We start from the raw sequence: 19,767 nt of genomic DNA on the forward strand, positions 1-19,767 counted from the left end.
ATGCATTAAAAATAACTTTTATAAAATAATAGAACTTTATTAAGTTTGTTTATGAAAAGGGTATACAGTTAAAATGCTTATGTAATAAGATAAATTCTAATTTTGCAATTGACAATTGTTAGGTGAAGATATAAAATCAAAATAGTTTACCGGTAAACAAAAAAGATAAAGAAGGGTAGAAGTATTTAAATGAATAAGGGCATAAAACAGAAAATCTACGATAATTATTTACATTTATTACATCTTAATGAACAAAAGGCAGATAAGGACGTTGAGACTTTTTTTAAGCAGGCTAAAATGGAACAAATAGAACATGTACCGACAAATATGACAAGTATACACGTAATAGCCTGTATTGGTGAAAACCAACCAATAAATAATATTACAATTGCAAGGAAAATGAATTTATCTAAAGCGAATATCACAAAAATTAATACCAAATTAATAAGAGAAAATTTAATCACTCGTTTCCAGTCGATTGATAATAAGAAGGAGGTATATTATGAACTAACTCCAGCAGGACAATCACTTTGTGAATTGCATCAGAAAATCCATGATCAGAAAGAGAATGAATTTTATCAGTTTGTCGATTCATTTTCCGAAATAGAACAAAATGCAATATTAAAATTTTTACAGAATACAAACGAAAGAATCTTGGGGAAATAAAGTTATTTCACCTTAAATTAGTTAGCTGATTATTAATAATCTTTTAGGAGGGATAGTATGAATCGAGTTAAATCAAGTACTTCTTTTCTTTTATATTTGTTGTGTATTAGTGCTTTTTTCGCTTCTTTAAACCAAAATATTTACTCTCCAATAATCCCAATAATTCGAGATTCATTTCATGTTTCTATAACAATGGTTAATCTTTCAGTCTCAATATTTATTTTTATTACGGCAATTATGCAAATTGTTTTTGGTTCTATAATTGATTTTAAAGGGGCTAGGACTATTCTTATTCCTAGTATTATTTTAACAATTATAGCGAGTATTGGTTGTGCGATTACAAGTAACTTTACAGTGTTTTTAATTTGTAGAATTTTACAGGCTATAGGAACAGCTGCAATACCACTTATTGCGGCAACTACAATTGGCTCTATATTTCAAGGAGAACAACGAGGAAGTGCAATGGGTACATATCAAACAATGTTATCTATTGCGCCTGCTGTTGCACCTGTACTAGGAGGTTTTATTGGCGGAAAATATAACTATCCGGGTGTTTTTTGGCTACTTGTAGCAGTATCTTTAGTTCTGTTTATTATTAATTGGTTATATTTTCCGAAAGATCAGGTGGAGAGCAATAAAGCTTTGAATGTTAGAACTTTACTATCGCACTATGCTTCTATATTTAAAAGTAAAGTGGGAAGTTCTATATTAATATTAAGTTTCTTTGCATTTTTTCTCTATTTTTCTTTCATCGTTTACTTACCAATTTTATTAACAGATTATTACCAATTAAGTTTACAGATAGTAGGTTTACTTTACTTACCGATGGCAATAAGTTTAATAATTGGCAGCATGACTTTTAAAACTATTCAATCTAAAATTTCAATAACTAAACTTTTTATAACTGGAAATGTAGTCTTATCTTTGAGCGCTATATTATTTGCTGTGACACACTCGAATACTTTAATTGGCGTAACAATTGCTTTAATTCTCCACGGAATATCAATTGGTATCCTCACTCCTTTATTTGCTACTATGATTGCAAATGAATTTGAACATAATAGAGGAAGCGCGATGGGAATGTTTAACTTTATTAGATATATGGGAATGGCAGTAGGACCAATTGTTTCGGGGGTATTATTAACATATTTCCAACCTACATTTGTATTTGTTATATTTGGAGGGTTTTTTATCTTCCTCACTTTTGGTATGCTTATTCGAATTAAGAAGAGATTTATTAAAATTGTGACAAAAGAAGAAACTCTAAAATAAGAAAAACATTTAAGATTCCAGCATAGAAAGTGGGGTAGTTGGTAGTTCCAGTTGATCTTTCTTTAATCTGTAATAACTGTTATAAATTAATTTTAATCATCTTATGAATTAGGAGAAATAATTATAAGTTATAATTATTAATTGTTTTTTTGTTTTACTTGTTCTTTTAATTCATCAAGGTTCTTACTGCTAATATTGTCAGTAATAGTTTCATGTCTTTCATTTTTTAATACAATTGTTTTTCCGACAATTTGTGCCTTAGAAGACATCTTATTTTCATTAATAGTTTCTATGTTTGTCTGAAAATCTGCTTTGTTATTTTCAGCAAAGATAATGGCGAATGGTTCAATTGATCCGTAGTAGTTTCCAAATAATTGATTCTTTTTCAAAAACATCATATATTTTTTATTAACTTTAGGTTCGATATATAAAGGATCCTTATTTTGAACATCTTTAGTAGTTACCTTAGTAGCTTTTTTTGTAACTGTGCCATCTGGTGCAACAGCTGTAGGAAGACATAAAAGTCTAAACTCAAATCTCATGAACAATCGTTGATAAATAGCCATTATCATAAATTTTGTAGGTATTTTCTTGTCTCAATAACGGGACATGAAAGTCTAAACCTTTTGAACATAGGACAATAAACTCTAAACTACTTAGCCAATAATAATAAAATGCTCATGAAATGTTTTGATTTTAATTGTATGCACTAGTATAAAAATCAAGTGTAAATAAATCAGAGTATGCTCTAATCAGTCTGCATTATAGAGGTATTACATACGACATTCATTTTAAAAATCATAAAATCAGATTCACTTATATGAGAGATAAAAGCCCTCCTACAATTAGGAGGGCTTTTAAATACCAACATATTAAATATTTTGTAAAAATTTATAAATTTTTAATTAATGATGACTGTATTCCAATAATATCAATACCTGAAATATGGTACGATTTAAAGAGGGAGGGAGATATATGAGAATGATACAGGAAGATATGTATACAGAAATAATAGATACAAAAAGAACGGTTACTATATTTTTGAAAAGTGGTGTTCCGATACGAGGACAAATACTTTCAATGGATACATACTCTGTTCTTGTAATGGTTCATAATATACAACAATTAATTTACAAACAAGCCATTTCCACTATTACTAAGTAATTTTTGATAGCTAAAAAATTTTAAATAACAAGATGAGAATTACCCGTAAATTGCACTAACTAAAGGAGTGGATACCCATATGGAAAATAAGTTAAACTCTGGTTCAAGACCACCAAAAATATTCATATCATATGCTTGGACATCTCAGGAATACCAAGAGAAAGTCATCAGATTTGCACAGCGTCTAAGGGAAAATGGTATTGATGTTGTGGCAGATTTTTGGGATTTAAATCCTGGTAATAGTCTGTTTGCTTTTATGGAAAGTATGGTAACAGATCCTACGATTGATAAAGTATTAGTCTTATGCAATAAAATATACGCTGATAAAGCTGCTGCTTATACCGGTGGAGTCGGTACAGAAACACAAATAATAGGACCACACATATATAACCAAGTGCGACAAGAAAAGTTTATTCCTATTATTTTAGAAAGAGAAGAATTAGATACGGAGTATATTCCTGTTCATATGAACGTTTTAATATATATGGATTTAGATCGAGATTTTGAAAAGGGTTTTGAAGAATTACTTCGCTTATTGTATAACAAACCATTATTACGAAAACCAGAATTAGGAACGGCTCCAAGCTATTTATTTGAGGAAAAAAAACGAGATTTAGGGTAGATGGAATTTTATCCTCTATGCAGGATGCTATTATTCACCGACCTGGAAGAATAGCATCCTTGTCTTATGACTATAAAAGAGCTTTTTTAGAGGATTTAGAAGAATATAGAATTATGGAATTATCCGAACCATATGATGAGCAAATTTATAACCTAATTCATGAAATGATTCCCTTGAGAAATAACTATATTAAATTCATTGAGTTATTATGTAGTAATCATACATTATTTGATACTAAAACGCTGATCGATTTTTTGAAACCCTGTATGCTTATTCTGGTCCATATGGAACAACAGGACCCGTTCAATTTGAACATTATAGATATTTTATTCATGCGCTATTTCTATATACTACAACAATATTAATTTGCAGAAAAATGTATGAGAAACTCAATGAAATTTGTAAGCATAGATATTTTGTAGAATATCTGAATTATAATGAAATGCAAGATGGAAGTTATGGATTCTTCTATTTTTATTTACATAGCCTAGTAGACACCCGAAATAGAAGATTACAATTAAACCGTACAAGTGTACACGCTGATTTAATTAAGGAGCAATCTATTTCCTCCGGATATTCATGGGAGAATCTAATAGAAGCGGACTGTATGTTGTATTGCATAAAAGATATTCAACGATTATTAGGAAAGAAGCAAGAATATAGTAAACGTTGGTATCCTGTAACATATGCTTATTTCCAATTCTCAGACCCTATATTACCTATACTTCAAAGATTAAAATCAAGAGAGCACTTTGATGAAATAAAAAACTTGTTAGGGGTTAAGAGTGTAGGACAATTAGAAAGTGTAAAAAGAGTATCAGCTGAAGAATATAGATCAAGTGTTCCATCACTATATAATTTACTTCCAAGTGAAATAGCAATATACTAACAAAATGTGAAATGTAAGTAATTAAAGGGGACTATTATATGTCAAAAACAATTAACCTAACAAGACTTTTTTCATTGTCACATTCAATGTTAAAACAGCAGCTTGATTACCAAGTTATAAATGGAATTCAGTACAAAAATAATCTGCAAATATGCGCTATATTTAAATATGATTACATAGATTTAAAGAAAAAAAAGTACAATGAATCTTCAGACAAAGAATATGTATTAGGATTATTTAAAAAAGGAACCAGAGAGTATATAGAATTACCACTAAAACATAAAAAAACGAAGCAATTTGAATCATTTGAATTACCGATAGAACTTGATAATAATTTGTACAATAAACTTAAGATTTTTCTAGAAATTGATCAATCGAAACATGGGAATTTTCATCCATGGCACTTTTTTAAAGCCTTAAATGCTGCTATACCAACAAAAGCTAGTCAAGACAACCTAGATAGAAGGGTTTGCTCATACTCATACCCTACAAGTCAGGATAATGAACATGAAAAAATTTATTTTCTCAGTTTTAGGGATAATGATAAAAGAGGGGAGAAACGCAGCCTAGAAAATTATGCGAAAACACAAAAACTCTTGCCTCATGCTAACAAAATTATTGGAAATAGAAATATATCAGTATGCTTTACCACTATGCCAAAAGATATTAATAAAGAAATAAAAGAAATGGATAATAAAATAAACGATTTATAAGTTTTATTTGTGTTTGCGATAAATTGAGATATTCCCCCAATTTATCATCATCGAGATATAGATCTACTTGATTTGAGTCTAATTTAGAAAGGATATATAAATCTTTTTTATTATGGCAATTCGAAAAAGTTTACATTAAAACCATTGAAAATAAAGGGATTGAAAAGTAGATGGATAAAAATAACTGAAATTATATGTTTTATAAAGGGGGAAGTAGCCATTTTTATGAATTTAGTAGGTACTTTCATGTCCCAGAAAAGAGACATGAAAGTCTATACTTTTTGATTTTGGGACATGAAATTCTAAACTTTATAACTACAAAGGCTTACCGACAAAATTTATATTGTATACATTGAATGGATTTGAAAATTAAGATGTACTTTTCTAAGATAAATTAGTTCATTTTTAAAATAGGTTCTCCAAAGATCTGTAGTTAGGTTTCTTTAAATATAAAGAACTAACATTTTTCTTTGTAACAAATATAAATGAAAAAGAAAAATTAATATAATGTGATTTTAAAATGTTTGTAATCTTTCCTCCTGATTATTAGAGCGAGGAGGTGAAGAGTATGTTTAATTGGACAACACCAGGTGAAGTAATAGTTGGTATATTGTTTTTAGGGGCAATCGTAATTACGACTAGATACACAATCAATCAAATACAATAAAGCATCTATAAAAATAGGTGCTTTTTTCTTTTTTATATAGAAATTACACATTAATTTGTATTTCAAATATTAAAAAACTAATGACGGTGTGTGTGGATATCCTTATGCTTTATAATTGGAAATAACTATATAAAATTTTAGTTTGGAGTTTCACGTCCTTGTACAACTGTAGAAAGACATGAAAGTAGGAACTAATTTTCTAGCGTAAAATGTTGAATTACCAACAAATGTAGTTCATTTAGTACCCACTTTTTTGTCCGCATATCGTGACAAGAAAGTGGGTACTTCTTTATATGAAGACACCAAAGTGGAGATTTCCTGAATGGAAATGAACTATCCTGGGGTACAGCCGAGATATGTGTAAAAATAGGTTACAGACTTACTTTTATTTCTAATATAATTTAAAATCGGATTTTTGTTTTTTGATAAAACCCCTTCATTCGTCTAAGAAGTACGGTGAAGATTCGTATATTGACCCGCCATATCTATAAAAAATAGAATTTCGTAATCTTTTTTACTTTTATGAATTTAAAATACTCTATTTAAAATATTTTTTAACATCATATATATCTATTAAATTTATCCCCATATAACACCTTATTTTTGAGTGAATTTTTAACATTTTTTATTTTTCTCAATTGTATAACTTTATTTTTGAATTATACTTAACGCGTAATCCTAAAATTAGGAAAGGTGCTTTGAGATAGGACATTTATCTTAAATTCTTACTTAGAGGAGTGATTTAAGAAACCAATGAAGGTAATGTGTTTCTAGATTAATTAGGAAAAGAATTTGAAGTGTTACTATGCTTTTTTTGTACTCATCCAAAAATATAATCAACATTGCTTAAAATAAGTGCGCATTTAATAAATCCACTTTTGGCATTAGTGAGAAAACTGATATTTCGTATGTAAGTAATAACGAATTTGAACGAAAGGAATGATTTATATGAACAGAAGGGAAAATGGTAGATTACAAAAAATAATAAAGGTGTTTGCGACATCCGCTATTTTAGCAACCACGTTATTTGCACCTATTATGACAAACAATTTAGATGTACATGCTGAAACTACACAAACTGTAACTCAATTTGAACAAAGAGAGTTCGACCTTCTAGGTACAGGAAGTTTTTGGGATGAAGCAAAAAGAGAAAAAAGAGGTGAACAAAAAAATTATATGCCAACAGGAATTTATGTAAAACCTAATGAACAGGTTACTATTACAGTATCAGGAACGCAAAAGATTAGAGCCATTATTGGGACACATCAATATGATAAAGAATGGGGAAAAGAAATTGATCTTTCTCCTGGCTCTAATACCATCTCTTCTCCAAACGGCGGCGTATTAGGATTTGATAATTATCAAGGTACAGGAACAGTTAAGGTGCAGGTAACACAAGGTGGTAGTCCTATTCCATTCTTTGAATTAGGGAAACACACGAAAGAAGACTGGATCGCCATGATGAACAAATATCCAGATGCACATGCGGTACAATTGAAATCAGAACGAGCAGTACTAACTGTAACTCGTGATAGTGCCAATAAATATATTGTAAATCAAGATCCTGTGCCACTATTAAATAAATATGATGAAATGATTCGAGCGCAAGACAAGATATCGGGGCTATCTGAAACAGATCCTAATCCTTTACATCGTTCAACTCGTCGTATTTGGGCCTTTGTAGAAAACCCTAACGCACAAAGTTGGGGCATGTATGCAAGTTGGGATGGAGCCGTATTTACTACTGCTGGTGAAGCTATCAAAAGTACTTTAAATGTCAATGAGTTTGGATGGGGACAAATGCATGAAGCAGGACATGCACGACAACAATATCCATGGACGTGGAATGATTTAAGAGGTATGGGTGAAGTAACTAATAATCTATATTCTTTAGCTGCATTCAAGAAAATATACCCAAATAAACCAACACGTTTAGATACAGAGGGAGATTATAATAGAGCTTTTGCGTATTTAAAACAAACGAATAAAGAATATAAAAATATTGACGACCTGTTTGTAAAACTTGTTATGCTTTGGCAGCTTCATTTGGCATATGGGGATGATTTTTATCCAAATCTTCACAAATTATATCGTGAGATACCAGAGGATCAACTTCCCAAAACAGACGAAGATAAAATACAGGCATTTATTTACAATACATCGAAAATAGCAAAACAAAATTTACTTCCGTTTTTTGATCAGTGGGGATTAAAGGCAACCCAAGAAACGAGACAAAAAGTAGAAGCTTTAAATAACCCAACATTAATTGCATCTATATGGGAAGCGACGGATGCTAAACCTGTAAAACCACTTGCTGTATTGTCTAAAAAAATAATGAAGGCAAGTGCAAATAGTGAGGAATCAACAGGTTCAGCTGGTAAGGCGATAGATGGAAAAACAGATACATTTTGGCATAGTAGTTGGACACCAAATCAATATCCTTACAATTTGACACTAGAACTTGGTGATACACGCACCATTTCAAAATTGGCATATCTTCCAAGGCAAGATGGGTCAGAAAATGGCCGTATTTTAGCTTACAATATTTATTCGAGTGTAGATGGCGTTAAGTATGACAAAATATCATCAGGAACATGGGAAAATAATAGTGATAAGAAAAACGCAACATTTGATCCTATTACTGCAAAATATGTAAAAGTAGAAGTAACGAATGGACAGAATGGATTTGCCTCAGCAGCTGAAGTAGATATTCTAACTGATTCTCCATCTGTTAAACCATACGTATTGCCTAAAAATACGATGAAAGCAAGTGCAAATAGTGAGGAATCCGGTGGTTCAGCGAGTAAGGCAATCGATGGAAAACCTGATACACTTTGGCATAGCAGTTGGACACCAAATCAATATCCATACAATTTAACATTGGAACTTGATAAAAATCAAACAATTTCAAAAGTGGACTATCTCCCAAGACAAGACGGGTCAGAGAACGGCCGCATTTTAGGCTACAATATTTATACGAGTGTAGATGGCGTTAAATATGACAAAGTATCATCAGGAACATGGGGAAATAATAGTGATAAGAAAACGGCAACATTTACCCCAGTTACTGCAAAGTATGTAAAAATGGAAGTAACGAATGGACAGAATGGATTTGCTTCAGTAGCTGAAGTAGACATTTGGGGATATTAATCGTTTACACAAATGGCTGGGGGATATTCTAATGATTGAGAAGTATAGCACGTCGCTATCAAGCTAACTAGACAAAATACCCCCTAAAAAGAAAAAGGCGTTATTCTTTCTGAGAAATCATAGGAAAGGATAACGCCTTTATATCAATATGGGGTATAGCCGAGATGCGTGTGAAAATAGGTGATAGACTTACGTTTATTTCCAATTACGTTTAAAATCAGCTATTATATTTTTATAAAATTACAGCTTAAATGATATTTAGCTAATTGTCTAAAGAAAATGTATGCATAGCTTTGCTGTGTGTTTTATCAATGTAGTTTTTGGATAATGTTTGATCAAGTTGATACTAATACCCTCGATAAACAAAAGAAAATTAAGAGTGTTCCGAGAAAAAGTAATTAAAAAACGCTCATTTACAGAAGAACATTATTCAAGTGAAGCCCTCTATAATTCAATTACAACACCTTGAAAGTTTATGATACTATCCTGATCACACTTTTTATATTTAATATTTTAAGGAAAAAAGCTATACTATTTACATTAATAAAATATGCTGGGGCATTTTATTTAATTTATTTAGCTGTAAAGTCAATTAAAAGTGCCTTTTCTAAAAAAGAAGATATGTCAGGTTCAGTGGAAATAAACTCTAAGGATATTGGAACGGTTAAAAGTTTTAGACAAGGATTTACTACGGCAATCTTAAACCCAAAAACGGCTGTATTTTTCCTTAGTTTTCTACCCCAATTTATTGTGAGTAATCAAAGTCATTTCTTCCAATTTCTTTTGTTGGGACTCACATTTACGACTTTGACAGCAATATGGTATTTACTTTATATCTCTCTAATACGTCAATTAAGAACTTTTTTAAGAAAAGAAAAGGTGAAACGTACAATAGAGGGTATTACTGGCACAGTATTATTAGTATTTGGAGTTAGGCTATTTTTCCAAAAATAAATCTGTAATAGAGAGAGTTTAAAACTTTCGATTTTTCCAATAAATGAATCAATATAAAAAGTATGGCTTTCAAACAGTAAAAAAGTTAACAAATGGGTGCGTTTGTGGAATAAGCTTCAATAAAATAACCAAACTTTTTATAAAGAAGTGAATCGATTATATTAAATAAGAACATGTTTTTATTTCAGTAGTATGCATGTTAATTATTATTTCTAACCATATTAATTTTGGAAAAGAAGAAAGTGCATAAATTTTTAAATATCAGTTATAAAGTAAAAAACTAATATGTATACAACATATTAGTTTTTTATTTTAGGTATTCAATAAGTTTATTATTCGCTAGATACACCATATATATTTAAAAGATACAACGAACTAAAACAATTTAGATAATAATAAATACATCTGTTATACTAATTATGAAATTTAAGATATGTAAACTTAATAATAAGTAGGAAAGTTATATTATATATGAAGTAAGGGAGAGATTATATGAAATCAACTGGTATTACAAGAAAAGTAGATGAATTAGGAAGAATTGTACTTCCTATGGAGTTAAGACGCACACTAGGAATTAAAGAGAAGGATCCTATTGAAATATTTGTGGAAAACGAAAATATAATTTTTAAAAAATATGCGCCTGGTAGTGTATGTGCTATTACAGGCGAAGTAACTAATGAAAATATTTCATTAGCAAAGGGTAAAATTACATTAAGCCCTGAGGGCGCTAAGATATTGGTTCAGGAATTAGAACAGTATCTAGTAAAATAAAAAACAAAAAAACTAATATGTTGAACATATTAGTTTTTTTGTTTTTTTAATATATAATGTTCGTCCTATACTTAAAGTGAAATTTTCGGGTTACTAAAAAATTGATTTTATAGAAATATATAGAATTTAAAATGATTGTAATAGATGGATTGATTGTAAAATATATACATTTATAGTTGGTTATATTATTATTGTTATAAATATTGGAAATAGAGGGTGGTAGATGGAAAAGTAGAGGTCTGAAAAATAAATAGTATACACTTATAGTTTTGAGGGAAGTAGAAAAATTAAAATTAGGAGGATTAATTCACTATGTTAAAGAAACTGATGTTTATGTTAATGGCTCTTACCCTAGTTTTTGTTCCAACTCTCGCTTCAGCTGCAACTATACAAGATGGAAAACAAAATAAGGCTACACCTGAAGAGTTAGAAGCTCAAGTTAAAGAATTAGAATATATATTTTCGGTATTAATGGTAAAAGATGAAGAAACAGGTAAGTATGTTCTTAATAAAGAAGAATTAGCGAAATCTTCATATAACAATGAAGATAAAGCAGCTATTATTGCTGGTGTTTATGTAATGAATGATGAGGATATTCCATCTAATATGTACTCAAGTAATGTTTGGGAAAGATGTTGGCAGGATGCATTAGGTATTAGTAAATCATATTTTAATCAAATAAAATCGTATCTTAAGAAAGAGGATTACTGGGGAGCATTGGGAATGCTTTCATTGCTTGGGCTACCATATAAGCCTGCGATGTTATTTGCTTTTGCAGTAACTTGCGGGCCAGCTCCAGCTTATATTGCACCTAACCCTCATGAATAATAAGCCTGATATCTTATAAGTAAATGAACTAAAATTAGAATCTCTTTTGTGAATCTATTGATGCAAAAGAGATTCTTTTATCTTTTTAAACAAGTCTTTCTGTTAAATATGAAAATATTAAGTATATTCTGTTGAAAAAAAGTAGATTTGAAGTAAGTTAAACTTTCATATGATATGCTTATTCTATACTAACTAATTTTCAGGTGAGGAGTTGATCGGTTATTACTAGTATAGAGAATATATATAATGTTTCTGTATTTTTAATGCTTTTATCTACTTTTTGTTTTTATCTGTATTTACGAAAAATAAAAAGAGAAAGAAAGCTCACTGGTTTCGAATTTACAATGTATATCATAACACAAGTTAGTTACATTCTTTGGGGAATCTATATTATATATATAAATTTCGCATAATTTCCAAGTCATTACTATGAATGTAAGCTGAATAATACAAAAAGAATCCTTTATAATAAAGGATTCCTTTTGTATTATTGTACAGTATTTTATTACCATTAAATTCCGAGGTAAATATTAAAATATTTAGTATAAGGTATTTTTTAATAAGATATACTTTATGAAAGTTGCTAAAATCAGTCCTAACAGATAAAAAGTGTTTGGAGGAATAGATTTGTTAGAATGTAAACTCTGCTTTGCAGAAGGAACTGTAAATGATGGCGACTTTGACTTAGATCAGCATGATATAGGATATTGGTGTAATACATGTGAAGGTTTTAATTATATTAATGAAGATCAAGAAAAGCATAAATTTATTCTTATTCAGGATGTAGAGTTTATCAGGAAGACAATCAATGAAAAGGATTCGGATATTTTAATAGCTGAAATCGATAACGGTACAGTAGTTTTTTTACTTATTCAAGAACTAATCACACCATCCTATAAGTGTTTGGTTGAACATAAATACGCTTTTATTACTGATATAATTGTTGGAACCAAATATCAAAATCAAGGAATTGGTTCCGCTTTGTTATTAGAAGCAAAAAAATGGGCTGAAAATCGAAATTTAGATTATTTAGAGTTAAATGTACTGTCTGAAAATACCGGCGCTATTACTTTATATGAAAAGCAAGGATTCAAAGATGTAAGACATAACTTGCCCCTTAGAAAAAAGAAACAATCTCGCCTAAAATTGACTTTGCATAAGCTTAGCTTGATAGCGATGGGGTGCTACCCCATACAAATAAAAAGTTTGATTATAAAGTTTGATTATATATAATCAAACTCAAAAACTCTAAATATAAGGTCTGGTTTTGTTTTATTATACTATTTACCCTATATTCGTAATACAAGAATCGTCTTTTTTAATAGAAGGTATCGCCAGCATTTTTATGTTGAAATATACTTAACGTATTTTTTTGATTTGCTGACAGTACAACCTAATATAACTTAGAGAATGAATTTATTGACATACGATAATGCGCGATAAATTTTATGAATAAGCTTGGTAATATTTAAAAGCCACGAAACGCCTTCATACCAGCGTTTCGTGGCTTTTTTGAACTATTCATGCACATGCTTTTATACATTGTCCCCGTAACTTTTATAGAACTACTTAAAATTGCATTAAGTTTTATTCAACAGGTACTTTATTAGCGTCCATTTCTACAAATTCATTAAAATCATCTCCCCAATCACAGATAGCAGTTACTACGTGTTCTAGTCGACGACCTATTTCACTAAGTTCATACTCAACCTTTGGAGGTACTATAGGATATACACATCTAGTAATTATTTTATCTTCTTCTAACTCTCTTAATTGTCTGATTAACATGCGTTGATTCACATCAGGAAGCTTTTTTTGTATTTCACTTAATCTTAAAGGTGAACGCTGTAACAAACACCATATAATTGCTATTTTCCAACGCCCTCCTATCACAGATAAAGCTAAATCTTTTCCAGTGAAAAATTCCTTGTCCTTATAATGAATAACCATAATTTTTGATCTTCCTCTCGCGAAAAAATGTTTATAGTGACGAATTTGTCAGTATTGTAATTAAAATTATAAAGTGTAATCTTAGTGGTGTAAACAATAAAAAAAGAAAGTAGGGATTCAATTGAAAAGTAGAGCTGCTGTTGCATTTAAGCCAGGAGAACCACTTCAAATCGTAGAAATCGATGTAGAAGAGCCAAAAGCAAAAGAGGTATTAGTTAAAATACTATATACTTCTGTCTGTCATACAGATGCTTTTACATTATCAGGTGACGACCCCGAAGGAGTATTTCCTGCTGTACTAGGTCATGAAGGTGCAGGTGTTGTCGTTTCAGTAGGTGATGAAGTTACTTCAGTAAAGCCTGGTGATCATATTATTCCACTATATACACCTGAATGTGGAGAGTGTAAATTCTGTCGTTCTGGTAAAACAAACTTATGTAGTGCTGTACGAGAAACACAAGGTAAAGGTTTAATGCCTGATGGAACAACTCGCTTCTCTTATAATGGAAAGCCACTTTACCATTACATGGGAACTAGTACATTCAGTGAATATACAGTTGTTAATGAAATTAACTTAGCGAAAATCGACGAAAACGCTCCGTTAGATAAAGTTGCCTTATTAGGGTGTGGTGTGACTACAGGTATCGGTGCTGTACACAACACCGCGAAAGTTGAAGAAGGAGCTGTGACAGCTGTATTTGGTTTAGGAGCGATTGGATTAGCTGTTATTCAAGGATTAGCACAAGCAAAAGCAAGTCGAATTATTGCCGTTGATTTAAATCCTGAAAAGTGGGAATTAGCCAAAAAAATGGGAGCAACTGATTTTGTGAATCCTGCAGATTATGATCGCCCAATTCAAGAAGTTTTAGTCGAAATGACAGATGGAGGCGTGGATTATAGTTTCGAATGTATTGGTAATGTTGAAGTAATGAAGTCCGCTCTTGAAGCATGTCATAAAGGTTGGGGCGAAAGTATTATTATCGGTGTAGCCGGTGCTGGTAAAGAGATTCATACTCGTCCATTCCAATTAGTAACGGGTCGAGTATGGCGTGGATCAGCCTTTGGTGGAGTTAAAGGAAGATCTGAGCTTCCAGAAATGGTCGAAGATTATATGAAGGGTGAAATTGATTTAGATTCATTTATTACTCATCATTTAGAATTTAAAAACATCAATGAGGCATTTGACTTACTACACAAAGGTGAATCCATTCGTACGATTTTAACTTATGGAGAGTGAGATAATGAGTCTTAAATGTATTGAACAACATCGTTCTTTCGAAGGAGAGCAACGTAAGTATAGCCATTATTCAGAAGTCTTGCAATGTGATATGAAATTTAGTATCTACTTACCATCAAATAAAGAAAAGAAAAAAATCCCACTTATATGGTGGTTATCTGGTTTAACTTGTACAGATGATAATTTTAGTCAAAAAAGTGGATTTCAATGTTTGGCTGAAAAGCATCAAGTTGCAGTGATTATGCCAGATACTTCACCACGTGGAGAATACGTTTCTGATGTTGCAGCATGGGATCTTGGACAAGGGGCAGGTTTTTATTTAAATGCTACCCAGGATCCTTGGGCACAGCATTATAAAATGTATTCGTATATAGTAGATGAATTAACATCCATTGCTTCGACTATAGTACCTAATTTTTCAGGTGAAGAAAGCATAATGGGGCATTCAATGGGAGGACACGGTGCTTTAGTGATCGGTTTGAAAAATGCTAAGAGATTCAAAGCGGTTTCTGCTTTTTCTCCAATCTTAACCCCTAGTCAAGCCCCATGGGGAATAAATGCTTTCACCTCTTATTTAGGTGAAGACAAAGATTCTTGGAAAGAATGGGATGCTTCAGAATTAATTAAAGAAGATACTATTCCACCTATTCTTATTATGCAAGGTAGTCAAGACGAGTTTTATCCGGAACAATTGGAAGAGCATATTTTCTTAGAGAATGCTCAAAAAAATAGTCAAATAGTAACTTATAAAAAAATGGAGGGATATGATCATAGCTACTTCTTTATTGCCACTTTCTTAAATGAGCATTTCTCTTTCCATATGAAGTATTTAAGATGATTCTTATTTACAACAAATTATGGTTACAACAATACCCACTTCCAATGTCATATGAAGTATTTAAGTTTACAGCAAAATATAGTAACAAAAGTATCCGCATGTAGAGATGTGGGTACTTTTGATTGTTATATTTTGTCATATTATATCGTTTGTAAAAACAAATAAATTGGGAGGAAGAGTCCATGTGGATTAAAAAAATGTTATTTAATTACCGTGTTAAACCACCCTTATTAAAATCTCATTATGAGATTGAAAAGGAAAATCGACAAGTTGACTTAGTTGAAAGTTCAACTGAAAAGTTTGAATATGTTTCGATAAGAGATACAAAATCATATATTCAGCAAGATTTTGCAGAAGTACAGATAGAATTTATTCAGCCTAATACTAAAAAATTACAAGACATTATTAATTACTTAGCAGCTATACGCGAAATCCCTTATCTTTTCGCAGATAAGAATAAAATGCTTTGGCCATTAATATCCAAGTGCTGAATTCCAAAAAAATAAAGGCTATAAATTTATCTATTTTTATATTAAATATTTGAGTTGATGGGAGGTACCAGTTTATATGGAAATGAAAAAAATGTTAAACAATGACCGTATTAAACCATATTTATTAAAAGCACGTTATGGAGTTGAAAAAGAAAGCCAACGAGTTGACCTATCAGGAAGTTTAGCTAAAACGGAACATCCAAAAAGTATTTCAGTAAGAGATGAACATCCTTATATTCAGCGAGATTTCTCTGAAACACAAATGGAATTAATCACACCTGTTACCGAGACACTAGAAGATTTATTTAATTACTTAGCAGCTATCCATGATGTAGCCTATCGTTCTATGGGGGAAAACGAAATGCTTTGGCCATTAAGCATGCCACCACAGTTGCCAGAAAAAGAAGAAGATATTGTTATTGCAAAACTTAATAATCATGAAAATGTTTTATATCGGCGATATTTATCTAATTCTTATGGTAGACGAAAACAAATGATTAGTGGTATACATTTCAATTTTGAATTTAGTGATGATTTGATTCAGGAATTATTTAAATTACAATCAGAAATAAAAGATTATAATCAATTTAAAACAGAAATTTATCTGAAAGTCACAAGAAATTATTTACACTATCGATGGTTAATAACTTATTTCTTCGGTGCTTCTCCTAGTAGTGAAAAGAATTCCTTTGAAATCAATCCTTTAAATAACGCCGTAAGAAGCATCAGAAATAGTATATATGGTTATAGCAATGATAATGATGTTCAAGTATCCTATAGTAGTATACAGAACTATATATCCGATCTTTCTACACTGGTGGATAAAGGGATTTTATTAGAAGAAAAAGAATTTTATGCATCTGTCCGTTTAAGGGGAGGTCCTCAAGTTTCAGATTTAAAAAATCATGGTATTCGTTATATTGAATTGAGAAACCTAGATTTAAATCCTTTTGAAACATATGGAATTAGCCATGAACAAGCAGAATTTCTACATCTTTTCCTTATTTATTTACTTTGGATTGATGAATGCGATAATAATGATGAATGGGTAAAAACCGGTGACTTTCTAAATAATGTAGTGGCTCTTGAACATCCGTTAGAACATACGCAATTTAAGAGAGAGGCTGAGCTTATTATTGATGAGATGGAAAATTTAATAGGGATGTTAGACATAACGGTTTCCAATACCTTATTTGTTAACTTGAGAGAAATGCTAACAAATCCAAGTAAGACTTTAGCTGGAAGATTTTATAAAGAGATTATAAAAAGTAGTCAAAGTCAGGTAGCTACCCGTATTGCTAAAGGGAATTATAGGAAATTATGGGATAAACCGTATCAATTATCAGGATTTACTGACATGGAGTTATCTACACAAATTTTAATGTTTGATGCTATTCAACTAGGAATACAACTAGACGTTTTAGATCGACAAGATCAATTTTTAATACTAAAGCTAGGAAATCATGTTGAATATGTGAAAAATGGGAATATGACTAGTAAAGATAGTTATATTTCACCTTTAATTATGGAAAATAAAACAGTAACAAAGAAAATTCTTCAACAGCATGGATTTCGTGTACCAATAGGTGAGGAATTTAATGATATAGAAAAAGCCGTATGTTCTTATGATTTATTTGCAAGAAAGTCTTTTGTTGTAAAACCAAAAACAACAAATTATGGATTAGGAATATCTATCTTTAAAGAAGCCGGAGCAAGTTACGAAGACTATCAAAAAGCACTCACATTAGCATTTAAAGAAGACTCATCCGTATTAATAGAAGAATTTGTTTATGGAACAGAATATCGATTTTTTGTGCTAGATGACAAAGTTCATGCTGTTTTATTACGAATTCCTGCTAATGTTGTAGGGGACGGTACACATACGATTGAAGAATTGGTCCTTCAAAAAAACTTGGATTCATTAAGAGGAATGGACCATAGGACACCTTTAGAAACTATACAATTAGGTGAATTAGAGGTCTTAATGCTTAAAGCTCAAGGGTATCGAAAAGATTCAATTCCAACAAGTGGCGAAATTGTATTCCTGCGAGAAAATTCTAATATCAGTACAGGTGGAGACTCTATTGATGTGACAGATCAAATTCCCGATGATTATAAGAAAATAGCTGTAGATGCGGTATCTGCACTTGGAGCTAAAATTAGTGGTATAGATTTAATTATTGAAAATAAAGAAGTTCCTGCAGCAAATAAAAATGCTTATGGAATTATTGAGGCAAACTTTAATCCATCAATGTACATGCATATATATCCGTATAAAGGAAAATCTAGACGTTTAACTATGCATGTATTACATTATTTATTCCCTGAATTATTAGTTAGTAATTACAGATAGTTAAATTTAATGTTTATGTTGTAGAAATAACATCCTAAAATTAATTAAACAAGCCCTTAGATATGTGAACTGTACCCTATAAAATGGACAGTTTAATAAAAAATCCCTGAAAAATCAAGCACTTAAAAGGTGGTTCCGATATTCGATCGGAGCCATCTTTTTTAATGTCCACTGATAACGATTATAAATATACTCCTCCATATAATCCTTTATGTTGAGCTCAAGAGATTCAAAGGTTTGACAATCTTTATAATCTAATTCATTTTTCATATGACCAAAAAAGGATTCCATTGGTGCATTGTCTAAACAATTGCCCCTACTAGATTGTCTGATCCCCATTTCTCTTACACGTTTCCCACTAACGTATCAGAAGAGAATTCATGAAATTAACAATCTCTAATTTACTTACTGGCTCAGCATGCCCTACTACACAAACATCAAAATCAAATCCTTCAATCGCTGTAATTAAAGAACTCAATTTATCTTTATCCAAGTGACTATTATTATAATAATCCACTCCAACAGCATCTCCAATAAATAATACTCTTTCTTGGGGTACAAATATGCAAACAGAATCGTCACTATGTGGAGAGGTTACATGATGTAATTGTGCAACAATACCTCCTAAATCGATTTCCATATAACCGTTGAAGGATATATCGGAAGTCACTACTCGTATTTCGGATAGCAAAGGGTACTCTTTACGAATACAAGTATCTGCAAATTCAATTTCAACTCCTTCTGCTAACCTTTTTTTCATTTCAGAATCTGTCCATTCCCACATAGCCAATTCTGTTAATTTATCATTCGTCTTTTTGTGGGCAATTGTAATTCCTTCCACTGCATGCATCCCAAAAGTATGATCCCAGTGCCAATGTGTAATTACAATTCTTTCTGGCTTTCTTAATCCCTCATTACGTACAGCTTCATTAAACAATTCAACATGATTTTTAGAATTTCCTGAGTCTACCATTAAAGAATAATTTTGTCCGTTTATATATCCTAGAACTGGTCTATCGGACTCTTTACTAAACATAGTATAAAAAACACGATCTGTTAGCTTTCTCAACTCCATAAAATAAATCCTCCTGTTATATTCATATCTTTATCCAATACTACCATGCTCGTAAGTTTACTTATACATTTTTTTACAAAAAAACAGTGTGTGTATTCGTTTTAGGGGCATTTGCTTTTCTTAGCTT

17 protein-coding genes and 2 pseudogenes are annotated in these 19,767 nt (G+C 31.0%); 15 read left to right on the forward strand and 4 right to left on the reverse strand.

Annotated features, from left to right (window positions below; all coding sequences use genetic code 11):
* The first annotated feature begins 189 nt into the window (after positions 1–189).
* On the forward strand, positions 190–666 hold the full coding sequence (locus MNO09_RS00940) for a MarR family transcriptional regulator (protein ID WP_241949992.1): 477 nt from the start codon (positions 190–192) through the stop codon (positions 664–666).
* Positions 667–723: 57 nt separating this feature from the next.
* Complete coding sequence (locus MNO09_RS00945; RefSeq protein WP_070169562.1) at positions 724–1,938, forward strand: MFS transporter; 1,215 nt, start codon at positions 724–726, stop codon at positions 1,936–1,938.
* 137 nt (positions 1,939–2,075) lie between these two features.
* Here MNO09_RS00945 and MNO09_RS00950 read toward each other — a convergent pair.
* A pseudogene (locus MNO09_RS00950) lies at positions 2,076–2,441 on the reverse strand (cardiolipin synthase); the annotation flags it as partial.
* Between the two features lie 472 nt (positions 2,442–2,913).
* Between MNO09_RS00950 and hfq the strand changes: the two are divergent.
* The 9 genes and pseudogenes from hfq to MNO09_RS00995 all read left to right on the forward strand — a co-directional run bounded on the left by hfq (position 2,914) and on the right by MNO09_RS00995 (position 12,929).
* On the forward strand, positions 2,914–3,102 hold the full coding sequence (hfq, locus tag MNO09_RS00955) for an RNA chaperone Hfq (RefSeq protein WP_241949993.1): 189 nt from the start codon (positions 2,914–2,916) through the stop codon (positions 3,100–3,102).
* 79 nt (positions 3,103–3,181) lie between these two features.
* Positions 3,182–3,724: an SEFIR domain-containing protein gene (locus MNO09_RS00960; RefSeq protein WP_241949994.1), complete on the forward strand. Its 543-nt coding sequence runs from the start codon at positions 3,182–3,184 to the stop codon at positions 3,722–3,724.
* Between the two features lie 442 nt (positions 3,725–4,166).
* Complete coding sequence (locus MNO09_RS00965) at positions 4,167–4,613, forward strand: hypothetical protein (protein ID WP_241949995.1); 447 nt, start codon at positions 4,167–4,169, stop codon at positions 4,611–4,613.
* 38 nt (positions 4,614–4,651) lie between these two features.
* Complete coding sequence (locus MNO09_RS00970) at positions 4,652–5,326, forward strand: DUF6037 family protein (protein ID WP_241949996.1); 675 nt, start codon at positions 4,652–4,654, stop codon at positions 5,324–5,326.
* 1,615 nt (positions 5,327–6,941) lie between these two features.
* Positions 6,942–9,143: a M60 family metallopeptidase gene (locus MNO09_RS00975; RefSeq protein WP_241949997.1), complete on the forward strand. Its 2,202-nt coding sequence runs from the start codon at positions 6,942–6,944 to the stop codon at positions 9,141–9,143.
* A gap of 510 nt (positions 9,144–9,653) precedes the next feature.
* A pseudogene (locus MNO09_RS00980) lies at positions 9,654–10,097 on the forward strand (LysE family translocator); the annotation flags it as partial.
* A gap of 492 nt (positions 10,098–10,589) precedes the next feature.
* Positions 10,590–10,868 (forward strand): AbrB/MazE/SpoVT family DNA-binding domain-containing protein, encoded by a 279-nt coding sequence (locus MNO09_RS00985; protein WP_241949998.1) that lies wholly within the window; start codon positions 10,590–10,592, stop codon positions 10,866–10,868.
* Positions 10,869–11,180: 312 nt separating this feature from the next.
* Positions 11,181–11,696, forward strand: a complete 516-nt coding sequence (locus tag MNO09_RS00990) for a hypothetical protein (RefSeq protein WP_070169544.1) — start codon at positions 11,181–11,183, stop codon at positions 11,694–11,696.
* A gap of 627 nt (positions 11,697–12,323) precedes the next feature.
* On the forward strand, positions 12,324–12,929 hold the full coding sequence (locus MNO09_RS00995; RefSeq protein WP_241949999.1) for a GNAT family N-acetyltransferase: 606 nt from the start codon (positions 12,324–12,326) through the stop codon (positions 12,927–12,929).
* A 354-nt stretch (positions 12,930–13,283) separates the two neighbouring features.
* Here the strand turns inward: MNO09_RS00995 and MNO09_RS01000 are convergent, their stop codons facing one another.
* Positions 13,284–13,646, reverse strand: a complete 363-nt coding sequence (locus tag MNO09_RS01000; RefSeq protein WP_000234698.1) for a winged helix-turn-helix transcriptional regulator — start codon at positions 13,644–13,646, stop codon at positions 13,284–13,286.
* A gap of 121 nt (positions 13,647–13,767) precedes the next feature.
* On the opposite strand from MNO09_RS01000, the gene MNO09_RS01005 reads away from it, so the two are divergent.
* From MNO09_RS01005 to gshAB, 4 genes are all read left to right on the forward strand, one after another.
* Positions 13,768–14,883 carry an S-(hydroxymethyl)glutathione dehydrogenase/class III alcohol dehydrogenase gene (locus tag MNO09_RS01005; RefSeq protein ID WP_241950000.1) on the forward strand — a complete coding sequence of 372 codons (1,116 nt, stop codon included), beginning with the start codon at positions 13,768–13,770 and terminating at the stop codon, positions 14,881–14,883.
* A 4-nt stretch (positions 14,884–14,887) separates the two neighbouring features.
* The gene (gene fghA, locus MNO09_RS01010) at positions 14,888–15,721 is read left to right on the forward strand and encodes an S-formylglutathione hydrolase (RefSeq protein ID WP_241950001.1); all 834 of its coding nucleotides are present in this window, start codon (positions 14,888–14,890) and stop codon (positions 15,719–15,721) included.
* A gap of 182 nt (positions 15,722–15,903) precedes the next feature.
* Positions 15,904–16,212: a UDP-N-acetylmuramoylalanyl-D-glutamate--2,6-diaminopimelate ligase gene (locus MNO09_RS01015; RefSeq protein WP_241950002.1), complete on the forward strand. Its 309-nt coding sequence runs from the start codon at positions 15,904–15,906 to the stop codon at positions 16,210–16,212.
* 76 nt (positions 16,213–16,288) lie between these two features.
* A complete protein-coding gene (gshAB, locus tag MNO09_RS01020; protein ID WP_241950003.1) occupies positions 16,289–18,565 on the forward strand; it encodes a bifunctional glutamate--cysteine ligase GshA/glutathione synthetase GshB in 2,277 nt (758 codons plus the stop codon).
* Positions 18,566–18,679: 114 nt separating this feature from the next.
* Here gshAB and MNO09_RS01025 read toward each other — a convergent pair whose 3' ends face one another.
* The gene (locus MNO09_RS01025) at positions 18,680–18,904 is read right to left on the reverse strand and encodes an IS3 family transposase (protein WP_353939945.1); all 225 of its coding nucleotides are present in this window, start codon (positions 18,902–18,904) and stop codon (positions 18,680–18,682) included.
* A gap of 19 nt (positions 18,905–18,923) precedes the next feature.
* Positions 18,924–19,640 carry an MBL fold metallo-hydrolase gene (locus MNO09_RS01030; protein WP_241950004.1) on the reverse strand — a complete coding sequence of 239 codons (717 nt, stop codon included), beginning with the start codon at positions 19,638–19,640 and terminating at the stop codon, positions 18,924–18,926.
* Positions 19,641–19,767: the final 127 nt, after the last annotated feature.

Origin of the sequence: Bacillus sp. N5-665 (genome assembly GCF_022637375.2) — a bacterium.
In the GTDB taxonomy this organism is placed as follows: domain Bacteria; phylum Bacillota; class Bacilli; order Bacillales; family Bacillaceae_G; genus Bacillus_A; species Bacillus_A wiedmannii.